At 59.6% G+C, this 11,113-nt stretch carries 11 protein-coding genes; 4 read left to right on the top strand and 7 right to left on the bottom strand.

Annotation, left to right across the window (positions count from 1 at the left end):
• Positions 1 to 135: 135 nt before the first annotated feature.
• Complete coding sequence (gene crp / locus ABY948_RS07745; protein WP_461481954.1) at positions 136 to 813, bottom strand: cAMP-activated global transcriptional regulator CRP; 678 nt, start codon at positions 811 to 813, stop codon at positions 136 to 138.
• Positions 814 to 961: 148 nt separating this feature from the next.
• Between crp and ABY948_RS07740 the strand changes: the two genes are divergently transcribed.
• Together ABY948_RS07740 and ABY948_RS07735 are read left to right on the top strand one after the other, a co-directional pair.
• Complete coding sequence (locus ABY948_RS07740) at positions 962 to 1,384, top strand: OsmC family protein (protein WP_461481951.1); 423 nt, start codon at positions 962 to 964, stop codon at positions 1,382 to 1,384.
• A gap of 562 nt (positions 1,385 to 1,946) precedes the next feature.
• Positions 1,947 to 2,918 (top strand): LysR family transcriptional regulator, encoded by a 972-nt coding sequence (locus ABY948_RS07735; protein WP_461481950.1) that lies wholly within the window; start codon positions 1,947 to 1,949, stop codon positions 2,916 to 2,918.
• Between the two features lie 12 nt (positions 2,919 to 2,930).
• Here ABY948_RS07735 and coq7 read toward each other — a convergent pair whose 3' ends face one another.
• Positions 2,931 to 3,575: a 2-polyprenyl-3-methyl-6-methoxy-1,4-benzoquinone monooxygenase gene (gene coq7 / locus ABY948_RS07730; RefSeq protein WP_461481953.1), complete on the bottom strand. Its 645-nt coding sequence runs from the start codon at positions 3,573 to 3,575 to the stop codon at positions 2,931 to 2,933.
• A 45-nt stretch (positions 3,576 to 3,620) separates the two neighbouring features.
• On the opposite strand from coq7, the gene ABY948_RS07725 reads away from it, so the two are divergent.
• Positions 3,621 to 4,604 (top strand): MBL fold metallo-hydrolase, encoded by a 984-nt coding sequence (locus ABY948_RS07725; protein ID WP_461481949.1) that lies wholly within the window; start codon positions 3,621 to 3,623, stop codon positions 4,602 to 4,604.
• A gap of 3 nt (positions 4,605 to 4,607) precedes the next feature.
• Entirely contained in the window at positions 4,608 to 6,095 is a 1,488-nt protein-coding gene (locus ABY948_RS07720; protein ID WP_461481948.1) for an AAA family ATPase, read from the top strand.
• A gap of 66 nt (positions 6,096 to 6,161) precedes the next feature.
• Here ABY948_RS07720 and purD read toward each other — a convergent pair whose 3' ends face one another.
• From purD to ABY948_RS07695, 5 genes are all read right to left on the bottom strand, one after another.
• Positions 6,162 to 7,454: a phosphoribosylamine--glycine ligase gene (gene purD / locus ABY948_RS07715; protein ID WP_461481947.1), complete on the bottom strand. Its 1,293-nt coding sequence runs from the start codon at positions 7,452 to 7,454 to the stop codon at positions 6,162 to 6,164.
• A 107-nt stretch (positions 7,455 to 7,561) separates the two neighbouring features.
• The gene (purH, locus tag ABY948_RS07710) at positions 7,562 to 9,148 is read right to left on the bottom strand and encodes a bifunctional phosphoribosylaminoimidazolecarboxamide formyltransferase/IMP cyclohydrolase (protein WP_461481946.1); all 1,587 of its coding nucleotides are present in this window, start codon (positions 9,146 to 9,148) and stop codon (positions 7,562 to 7,564) included.
• A gap of 16 nt (positions 9,149 to 9,164) precedes the next feature.
• The gene (gene fis / locus ABY948_RS07705; protein WP_461481952.1) at positions 9,165 to 9,425 is read right to left on the bottom strand and encodes a DNA-binding transcriptional regulator Fis; all 261 of its coding nucleotides are present in this window, start codon (positions 9,423 to 9,425) and stop codon (positions 9,165 to 9,167) included.
• Positions 9,426 to 9,457: 32 nt separating this feature from the next.
• Positions 9,458 to 10,444, bottom strand: coding sequence for a tRNA dihydrouridine synthase DusB (gene dusB, locus ABY948_RS07700; RefSeq protein WP_461481945.1), 987 nt, complete (start codon positions 10,442 to 10,444; stop codon positions 9,458 to 9,460).
• Positions 10,445 to 10,518: 74 nt separating this feature from the next.
• Positions 10,519 to 11,113 (bottom strand): DUF3426 domain-containing protein (locus ABY948_RS07695; protein ID WP_461481944.1); only part of this gene is annotated, 595 nt, incomplete at its 5' end.

The raw sequence follows: 11,113 nt of genomic DNA, 5'->3' as shown, positions 1-11,113 counted from the left end.
AGCCTTAAAAGAGCTCCTGTGCCCCGACCCACCGAGACAGAAAAAAGGCGAACCTCAAATGAGGTTCGCCTTATGACTTTCAACTGTGGGACAGCAGTGCTCTCGAGAGGCCTTTTTGGTCGAGGTTGCTGAGGCTTAGCGGGTGCCGAACACCACCATGGTCTTGCCCTTCACGGAGACCAGGCCCTGGTCTTCCAGGGTCTTCAATACCCGGCCCACCATCTCCCGGGAGCAGCCGACAATGCGGCCGATTTCCTGGCGGGTAATTTTGATTTGCATGCCGTCGGGGTGGGTCATGGCGTCCGGCTCCCTGCACAGGTCCAGCAGGGTGCGGGCGACGCGACCGGTGACATCGAGGAAGGCGAGGTCGCCGACCTTGCGCGTGGTATCGCGCAGGCGCTTGGCCATTTGCACACCGATGGCGAAGAGAAACTCGGGGTACTCCCTGGAGATTTCCTGAAACTTGCTGTAACTGATTTCGCCCACTTCACACTCGGTTTTGGCGCGAATCCAGGCGCTGCGATCGCGCTGTTTGAACAATCCCATTTCGCCAAAGAAGTCACCCTCATTGAGGTAGGCGACGATCATTTCACGGCCGTCGTCGTCCTCAATCAGTACCGTGACGGAACCTTTAATGATGTAGGACAGTGTGTCGCCCTCGTCGCCGGCGTAGATAATGGTGCTTTTCGCCGGATATTTGCGGCGGTGACAATGGGCCAGAAACGCTTCCGCATTGGGAATATGGGGGGTAATGGGTGCCGCTGCCAACTCGGGGTCCTCCCTCTTGTGTTCTTTCTGAAAAAGAGAACCCATTATGGGCACAAACTCTCTGTTGGCCAAGTTGGGATTTTCCATGGGCATTATTCCTCAAGTGCCGGGCATACAGTATCGGACCGCCAATTCTAAGAGTAACAGCGCAGCAATTATGTTAGGCTCTCGACATTTTCAGCTTGAGGCCATCATGAAAACCAAGGTTTCCTGGGGCGGAGACGCCAAATTCATTGCAGAGACAGAAACTGGGCACCAGATACTGATGGATGGTCCGCCCGATCACGGTGGCACAAATCAGGGTGCCCGGCCGATGGAGGTCGTCCTGAGTGGCATGGGTGGCTGTTCTGCCTTTGATGTGGTGCATATCCTCAAGAAAAGCCGCCAGGACGTGGTCAGTTGCGTCGCTGAAATTGACGCCGAGCGCGCCGATGAAGTCCCCGCGGTTTTCACCAAGATTCACCTCCATTTCGTCGTCACCGGCCGGGGACTGAAAGAAAATATGGTGGCCAATGCGGTCAAGCTGTCTGCTGAAAAGTATTGCTCCGCCTCTATCATGCTGTCCCGCGGCGGCGTCGAGATATCCCACAGTTACGACATTCAGTCGGCCGAGTAGCCCGGCGCGGTCTCAGTCATCCTGAGCCCATCCCTGACATTCCCCCCTGGCCCCCGTTTTCGAGCACAAAAAAATGGGCAGCTTGCGCTGCCCAGAAGGATGTTAAGAGGGGGTAGAAAATGTCAACTAGGAGGAAATAAACATTGGCAGATAATCGAATCGATCCAAACAAGTGGTGATCAAAAAGGCTTATCTACAAACTATGGTTGCGACTATAGGGGCAATCTCGGCATAAATAAAATGCATTGTTTTTATTCTGAATATAACTTTGGTTTATTTTGTGACGGCGCCGAAAAAAAAGGCAGCCAATGCTGCCTTAAAAAAGATATAGAGGGAGTAAGAGATTGAAGCGCGATCGGCGGATAAACAGGTAACTCACTTCATTTAGCCGCTGATCTGACCGGTTCAAAAACACTGGTTACCCAAACGGTGAGAGGGTGGGGGGTAGACCCTGTGAATTTAGTACTTCGAACCGCGTTGCTTCGATTGAAAATATAGGTGTCGACAAAGCATTACTCAAATGTATTAATATAATATTTGTCATAATCTTGGGTAATTTTTTGTGGACACAAAACTACTGGCCCGTATGGACCTCAATCTGCTGGTCGCCTTGCAGGTGCTCATTGAGGAGCAGAGTGTGACCCGGGCTGCGGAGCGCCTCTATATTACGCAGCCGGCCATGAGCAAGACCCTGCAGCGCCTGCGGGAACTGTTCGATGATCCGCTGTTCATTCGCAGTGGTCGCGGCTTGATTCCGACACCGAGGGCCGCCGAATTGTCCTCACTGCTGCCGGCTGTGTTGACCGGGGTCTCCCAGCTGGTGGTGCAGGGAAAGTTTGATCCGCTCACCTATGCCGGTGAGATGCGCATTATGACGGCCGAGTTTATCGCGGTTCAGGTTATCCCGACGCTGACCCGCAGAATCATCAATGAGGCGCCATTCATGTCGTTGACGCTCACCAGTGAGGTCGGGGAAGAGGCGCGCTCACTGGAAGACGGCCACCTGGATTTTGCCATTGAAATTGCCCGACCCTACGGCAGTGAGTTTCATGTCACCCCATTGGGCAGCTTTACCCCGGCGGTCTGGATGCGCGCGGGACATCCCCTGGCCGGCAAGGACAAGCTGACCCTGCGGGAGATGCTCGAGTATCCCTTTATCCAGTATTACCTGCTGCTCTCCGGCGAGGTCTCTGCCTCGGTGGAAAGCCGTTTTGACCGGGAGTTGGCCAAGCACGGCCTAAAGCGCAAGAAAACCCTGGTGACGACCCAGTTGATGACCGCCATGGATGCCCTGTGGCAGACGGACTGCCTGATGATGGCGACCATGCACGACCTGAAAATGGAAGGGGAGAGCTACGGTATTGTGCGCAAACCCTACCCGGAGGAACTGGAGTTCGATAACACCGTGCCGGTGGTGCTGGTACAGCACGCCAGGACCATCAAGTCACCGGTGCACCAATGGGTGAAAGAGCAGATTGTCGGCATTGTGCACGACATCAGGGAAAAGGCGAAACAGGCGGCGCGCGGGCGCTAGCAGTGTGGCACCCTAAAGACGGTAGCTGGTCTCGGTCATCGCCCTGGATACCAGGCTCATCAGGGTTTTCACCGGGCCGGGAAATCTGAGTCCGCCGGCCGCCAGGGCCGCGTGGGCATGTCTGGACTCGTCCTCCAGCATCTGCTCGACAATGGCGCGGCTCTTGTCATCCTGCGGCGGCAGCTTTTGCAGGTGGCTTTGCAGGTGTTTGCAGACCTGCTCTTCCGTCGCCGAAACAAATCCCAGGCTCAGTTTGTCGCTGATCAGCCCGGCGCTGGCGCCGATGCCAAAAGACAGGCAGTACCACAGTGGGTTCAGTAGGCTGGTGTGACTGCCGAGCTGCTTGACTCGCTCTTCACACCAGGCCAGGTGGTCAATCTCTTCATCTGCGGCCTGTTCCATATCCTCGCGAACCGAGTGCAACCTGGCCGTCAGGGCCTGCCCCTGATAGAGCGCCTGGGCGCAGACCTCACCGGAATGATTGACCCGCATCAGCCCGGCGGCATGATTTTTTTCATCGTCACTGAGGGCCTGCTCGGTGGAGGCTGTGGCCGGAGACAGGCGGTCGGGAGTGGGGGCATCAGCTACCAGCGTGCGCAGGGCGCGATCCACTTGCAACAGCAAGCCGTCAAAGAGTGAGAGTCGTCTGGCGTTCATTTGTCTAATGGCCAACTGGTTACCGGGGGCGTTATTGTAGCAAAATTGGAGCTCAGACAGGGGGTGGTGATGAAAGGTGCGGCGGTCGAACAAGTGGGGCAGGGGATCTACTGCCTGGATGCCCGGTATCTCAAGGAGGGATTGGCCTGCTGCTATCTGGTGGTCGAAGGGTCCGAGGTGGCTATCATCGAAACCGGTACCGCACATACCGTGGAAGCGATAGCCTCTGCATTGGGGAATCTGGGACTATCGCTGGAGGCTGTCCGCTATGTGGTGCCCACACATGTACATCTGGATCACGCCGGTGGTGCCGGCCTGCTGATGCAGCGTTGCGAGAATGCCACTCTGGTGGTGCATCCCCGCGGCGTGCGACATATGGTGAATCCCGCACGCCTGATTGAAGGGGTGATAGCCGTTTACGGCGAGGAAGTCTACGCCAGCTTGTACGGCGAGCTGGTCCCCGTGCCGGAGGCGCGGATTTTGTCCGCAGGGGACGGGACACTGCTGCAGCTCGGTGGGCGCACCCTGGAAATTCGCCATACCCCGGGACATGCGGAGCATCACTTTTGTGTGTGGGATGCGGCGACCAAGGGGTGGTTCAGCGGCGATACCTTCGGCCTGTCCTATCGCTTAGAGGAATTGGGCGGCGAGCGGTTGATTCTGCCCACCACCACACCGGTGCAGTTCAACCCGGACAAGTTGCTCGACTCTCTGGAATTGTTGATGAGTTACGATCCGCAGCGCATGTATCTGACCCATTACTCTGTGCTGGAGCAACCCGCAGGGTATGTGCAAACCCTGCGGGAGCAGATTCGCGCCTGGAGTCAAATGGCGCTGGCCCTCGAGCACAGTGATGACCGCGAACGGCAGATTGCCAGCCAGCTGAATGAGATGATTTGTGAGCGTGTCCGACGTCAATGGCCGGAGGCGAATGTGTCGGCGATTGCCGAGGAGTTGAGAATGGATATTGAGCTCAACGCCCAGGGCATTGAGGTTTGGTTGCGGCATAGCGAACAGAAGGAAGCGTAGTCGATGCAGGATGCACATGATCTGGGGTTGATTATTGAGGGCCGGGTGCCGCTGATTGTACTGGAGAGCCACGAGGAGGGTCGGGTGATCGACCTGTTGTTGCGGGTGGCGCGGCAGCGCGGCAAACCGCTGTTCCAGTGGACCGTGACCGACGGCCTGCGACGGGCCGATTTCGGTTTGCAGTTGGCGGGTAACTGCCAGCACGCGGAGCCGGAAGCCGTGCTGAGCTTTTTGAAAGAGCGGGCCGAACCGGGCCTGTACGTGCTCTGTGATTTTCACCCCTGGTTGCAGGATGAGGCGAAGCTGATCCGCCTACTGAAAGACATTGCCCTGCGCAACAGCGGCGGTCAGTGCACTGTCATCCTGCTCAGTCACCGACTGCAGCTGCCGCCGGAGTTGTCCCGGCTGGCGGCGCGATTCAGTTTGTCGCTGCCCAGCGACGAGCAGATCGTCAGCCTGATTCGCGAGGAAGCGAAGCTGTGGGCCCAGGGCAATGGCGGCCGCAAGGTGAAAACCGACAACGCCACCTTGCAGATGCTGGTGGCCAATCTGAAGGGGCTGACCCAGGGGGAAGTGCGCCAGCTGGTGCGCGGCGCCATCGTCGATGACGGGGCAATTACCGAGTCGGACCTGCCGGAGGTCAACCGGGCCAAATTCCAGCTGATGGACTTCGAGGGGGTGCTCAGCTACGAGTACGATACCGAAAAGTTTGCCGCGGTCGGCGGCATGGATAACCTCAAGTCCTGGTTGGCAATGCGCCGCGGCGTATTTGCCGGTGAGGCGCTGGCGCCGGGTATCGAGAACCCACGGGGCATCCTGTTGCTGGGAGTGCAGGGCGGCGGCAAGAGCCTGGCCGCCAAGGCCGTGGCCGGCTTGTGGGGCGTGCCGTTATTGCGGGTGGATATGGGTGCCCTGTACAACAAGTTCCACGGTGAGACCGAGCGCAACCTGCGGGAATCCCTGGCGCTGGCGGAGAAAATGTCCGCCTGTGTGCTGTGGATCGATGAGATCGAAAAGGGCATTTCCGGTGACAGTTCGGATTCCGGTACCGCCCAGCGGGTGCTGGGGACACTGCTCACCTGGTTGGCGGAAAATCGGGCGCCGGTGTTTGTGGTGGCCACCGCCAACGACGTCGCCCGGTTGCCCCCCGAACTGATCCGCAAGGGTCGCCTCGACGAGCTGTTTTTTGTGGATCTGCCCGATGCTGAAACCCGCACGGCCATTTTTGCCATTCACCTGGAAAAGCGCCAGTTGGCATTGGACGGCTTCAATCTGGCGGAGTTGGCCGCAGCGGCCGAGGGTTTTACCGGTGCCGAAATAGAACAGGCGGTGGTGTCGGCACTGTACAGTGCCCTGGCGCAACAGGAGACCGTCAATCACCCGCTGCTGCTGGGAGAGCTGGCGAAGACCGCGCCGCTGTCCCTGGTGATGGCGGAACAGCTGGCGCAGTTGCGCCATTGGGCCGAGGAGCGCAACCTGGTGCGGGTCTAACCTTCACACAGATAAAAAAGCCCGGTTTGTCACCGGGCTTTTTTGTGGGCATTAAGGTGCCAAGCGCTAGTTGTCGCCCCGTTCCCGCGCCACCGCCCGGTAGCCGATGTCGCTGCGGTAGTAGACGCCGTCCCAGGAAATCTGCCGGGTCAGCTCGTAGGCGCGCTGTTGGGCTTCGCCTACGCTATCGCCCAGTCCCACGGCACAGAGCACGCGGCCGCCGTTGGTGGTGACCTGTCCATCAATTTCCTTGCTGCCGGCGTGGAATACCTTGCGGTCTGCCAGCGCCTCGCTGGGCAGCCCGGAAATCACATCGCCCTTGCGGTAGTCGTCGGGATAGCCGCCGGCGGCCAGTACCACGCCCAATGCGGCCCTCTCGTCCCAGTTGACCTGGCACTGGTCGAGGGTCTTGTCCAGTGCGGCATTGCACAGGGCCACCAGGTCCGATTGCAGGCGCATCATGATCGGCTGGGTTTCCGGGTCGCCAAAGCGGCAGTTGTATTCGATCACCTTGGGGGTGCCATCGGCCATGATCATCAGCCCGGCATACAGAAAGCCGGTGTAACTGTTGCCCTCGGCGGCCATGCCGTCCACCGTGGGGCGAATCACCTCGGCCATGATGCGCTGGTGAATGGCCGGGGTGACCACCGGTGCCGGGGAGTAGGCCCCCATGCCGCCGGTGTTGGGGCCCTTGTCGCCGTCGTCCCGGGCCTTGTGGTCCTGGGAGGTGGCCATGGGCAGAATGTGTTCGCCGTCCACAACGACAATAAAGCTGGCTTCCTCGCCGGCCAGGAATTCCTCGATCACCACCCGGTGGCCGGCCTCGCCGAAGGCATTGCCCGCCAGCATATCGCGCACCGCATTTTCCGCTTCTTCAAGGGTCATCGCGACAATCACGCCCTTGCCCGCTGCCAGGCCGTCGGCTTTCACCACAATGGGTGCGCCCTTTTCGCGCAGGTAGGCCAGTGCCGGTTCGATCTCGGTGAAATTCTGGTATTCGGCAGTGGGGATGTTGTGGCGCGCCAGAAAGTCCTTGGTGAAGGCCTTGGAGCCCTCCAGCTGTGCGGCACCTTTGGATGGGCCGAAGGCGCGCAGGCCGCGGGCGGCGAAGAAATCCACCACGCCGTCCACCAGTGGCTGTTCGGGGCCGACGATAGTCAGGCCAACCTGATGCTGCTCGGCAAAATCCGCCAGTGCAGGAAAGTCGCCGACGTCGATGGCGACATTCTGGACGCCGGGTTCCAGCGCCGTGCCGGCATTGCCCGGCGCCACGAAGACGGTTTCAACCCCTTCGCCCTGAGCCGCTTTCCACGCCAGTGCGTGTTCCCGTCCGCCGGAGCCGATCACCAGAATATTCATGGGTAATTCTCTTGCCTGAAATGAAAGCGGCGATTGTACCGGCAAGGCACAATCGCCGCAAAATCAAAGTAGTAACAGCGGGGACTAAGCCCCGTTGCGTGCGGTGATCAATGACGGAAATGGCGCATGCCGGTAAACACCATGGCGATGCCCGCCTCGTCGGCGGCGGCAATCACCTCTTCGTCGCGGATCGAGCCGCCCGGCTGGATGATGGCCTTGATGCCGACACCGGCGGCGTTATCAATACCGTCGCGGAACGGGAAGAAGGCATCGGAGGCCATCACCGCGCCTTCCACTTCCAGGCCGGCGTGTTCCGCCTTGATGGCGGCGATGCGCGCGGAGTTGATACGGCTCATCTGGCCGGCGCCGACGCCCACGGTTTGGCGGTTCTTGGCGTAGACGATGGCGTTGGATTTGACGAATTTGGCCACTTTCCAGGCAAAGATCAGATCGTGCATTTCCGCTTCGGTGGGCGCCCGTTTGGTCACCACTTTGAGGTCGGCTTCGCCAATCATGCCGTTGTCGCGATCCTGCACCAGCAGGCCGCCGTTGACCCGTTTGAAGTCGAGACCGGCAGTGCGCTGGGCTGGCCATTCGCCGCTTTCCAGCAGGCGCACATTTTTCTTGGCCTCGACGATGGCGGTGGCTTCGGCGCTGACTTTGGGGGCAATGATCACTTCCACAAACTGCCGATCGACAATGGCCTGAGCGGTAGCTGCATCCAGTTCGCGGTTGATGGCGATGATGCCGCCGAAAGCGGACTCACTGTCGGTGGCGAAGGCCAGATCGTAGGCTTTGCGGATGCCGCCCTCGGCGTCCGGCACCACGGCCACACCGCAGGGGTTGGCGTGTTTGACGATCACACAGGCCGGCTTGGTGAACGATTTTACGCATTCCAGCGCGGCGTCAGTGTCCGCCACGTTGTTGTAGGACAGCTCCTTGCCCTGCAGTTGTTTGGCTGTAGCCACCGAGGCCTCGACCGGCTCGGCTTCCACATAGAAGGCGGCTTTCTGGTGCGGGTTTTCGCCGTAGCGCATGTCCTGGCTTTTCAGGAACTGCATATTGAAGGTATCGGCGAAGTCGCGTTTTTCATTGCTGGTGTTGCGGGCGCCAAAGTGGTTGGCGATCATGCCGTCGTAGGCGGCGGTGTGCTCAAAGGCCTTCACCATCAGGCCGTAGCGGGTGTTGTAGCTGAGCTGACCGCCGTTGGCTTTCATCTCCTCCAGCACCGCACGGTAGTCGCCGGCGTTGACCACAATGGCGACATCCTTGTGGTTCTTGGCGGCGGAGCGAACCATGGTGGGGCCGCCGATATCGATATTTTCAATGGCGGTGGGCAAATCGCAGTTGGGATCGGCTACGGTGGCCGCAAAGGGGTAGAGATTGACCACCACCATGTCGATGCCGAGAATGCCGTGTTCCGCCATCACGGCATCATCGGTGCCGCGGCGACCGAGAATGCCGCCGTGGACCTTGGGGTGCAGGGTCTTGACGCGGCCGTCCATCATTTCCGGAAAGCCGGTGTAGTCGGATACTTCGCGGACCGGGATACCGTTGTCCTGCAGCAGGCGGTGAGTGCCGCCGGTGGATAGCAATTCGACGCCCTGGTCAGTCAGGGCGCGGGCAAATTCCACAATGCCGGTTTTATCGGAAACGCTGATCAGGGCGCGGGTAACTTGACGCAGTTCGCTCATGGTGTCCTCAGTATTCTTATAACAGGTTGTATTGTTTGAGTTTTTTGCGCAGGGTGCCGCGGTTCAAGCCGAGCATCTCCGCAGACTTGCTCTGGTTGTTGCGGGTGTAGGCCAGTACCGCTTCCAGCAGGGGGGCCTCCACTTCGCTGAGCACCAGTTGATAAAGGTCGTTGGCGGGTTGTCCATCCAGGTTGAGAAAGTACTGTTGCAGCGCATGGGCTACACACTCGTGCAGTGATTCGTGGTGGTGGCCCATGTCCACCGGTTCGGCGTTCATTTCCGCCTGAATAGTAAATGTATCTATGGCGCTCATGCGGCTGTTTCCCATTCTTCTTGTCCCGTGAGAAAGTGGTTCAGGCTTTTTAATTGTTGGCTGGGAGTGTCCAGCTGATTGAAGTAGTTCCGAAATATCTCACCGCTCGGCAGATTGCCAACGTACCAGCCAACGTGCTTGCGGGCAATCCGTGTGCCGACATAGTCGCCATAATGTTGATGGATGGCATGTATATGGCTGGCAATGGTGCCAATTAGCTCTGTTGTCGACGGCGGTTCGATCAGGGTTCCCTTTTCCAGAAAGTGATTGATTTCCCTGAACAGCCAGGGATTGCCTTGAGCAGCGCGGCCAATCATCACGGCGGCCGCGCCGGTGTAATCGAGGACATCCCGGGCCTGCTGGGGGGTGCAGATATCGCCATTGGCGAACACCGGGATACTGACAGCATCCACCACTGCGGCGATAGTGTCGTACTCGGCGCGGCCGTTAAAGCGGCAGGCGCGGGTGCGGCCGTGCACGGCCAGGGCGCGAATGCCGCAATCTTCGGCCAGCCGGGCGATGCGGACGGCATTGCGCTGTTGCGGGTCCCAGCCGGTGCGGATCTTCAGGGTGACGGGCACCGCGACGGCCGCGACCACCGACTGGAGAATCTCCGCCACCAGCGCTTCGTCCTGTAACAGTGCCGAGCCGGCGGCGCGCTTGCACACCTTCTTGGCCGGACAGCCCATATTGATGTCGATAATTTCCGCGCCCAGCGCCACATTCTGGCGTGCCGCCTCAGCCATCATGCCGGGAATGCTGCCGGCGATCTGCACCGATCTGGGTGAGGGCTCATCCTGGTGGGGTAGGCGCTGCTGGCTTTTCTGGCTGTGCCACAGGCGGGTATCGGAGGTGATCATTTCCGATACCGCCATGCCGGCGCCCAATTGTTTACACAACTGGCGAAAGGGCCGATCGGTCACCCCGGCCATGGGGGCCAGTATAGTCCGGGTAGCCAGAACATGATTGCCAATGGTAACCAAGGTGGAAAGCCTCGATGAGCGGTGCCGGGAAAGGGGGGTGGCTATAATACCCGCACTTTGGCTATGGAAAAAGGTTATTCCCGAATGAACAGGGAGTAACTGACGGCAGTTTGACCGGGGTCAACCAGCAGCAGCGTCAGGCGCACCGGCTGGTTGGGGGGCATCATTAAGGTATCGCGCAGGGCTCCGTCCAGGTACTCGCCGGGCCTGAAGCGGCGCTGCGCGATGATTTCGCCCTGCAGGTTCTCGAAGGACAGCTGCAGATCCGGGAAGGGCTGGGCAAAGGCGGCGCGGTTGACGATCACGGCGTCCACGGTCAGTGCGCCCGGCGTCTCCGGTTTGCTGTACACCAGCAACTGCTCGCTGGTGATTTTTGAAATATCCCGGAGGACGGGTACGGTGCAGCCCGTTATCGCGCAGTAACGTGCCACCCAGGGGCGATAGTCGGGGTTGCGGCCCAGCTCATCGGAGTAGAAAAAGGCGTACTGGGCAGCCAGCAGCAAGCCGGCCAGCAGCGACAGGCCTGCCCAGCCCCAGGGGATTTGCCGTTGTGTGGCCCGCGCCTGAAAGGGGCTTGCAGCAAACCTCTCCGCTAAATCCACACTGATAGCGGCTTCGGCTTCGGCTTCGGCTTCGGCTTCGGCTTCGGCTTCGGCTTCGGCTTCGGCT

Source organism: Porticoccus sp., assembly GCF_041592135.1.
GTDB lineage: Bacteria > Pseudomonadota > Gammaproteobacteria > Pseudomonadales > Porticoccaceae > Porticoccus.
Note: the sequence above shows the minus strand (reverse complement) of the source record. Positions and strands in the feature narration are given on the sequence as shown.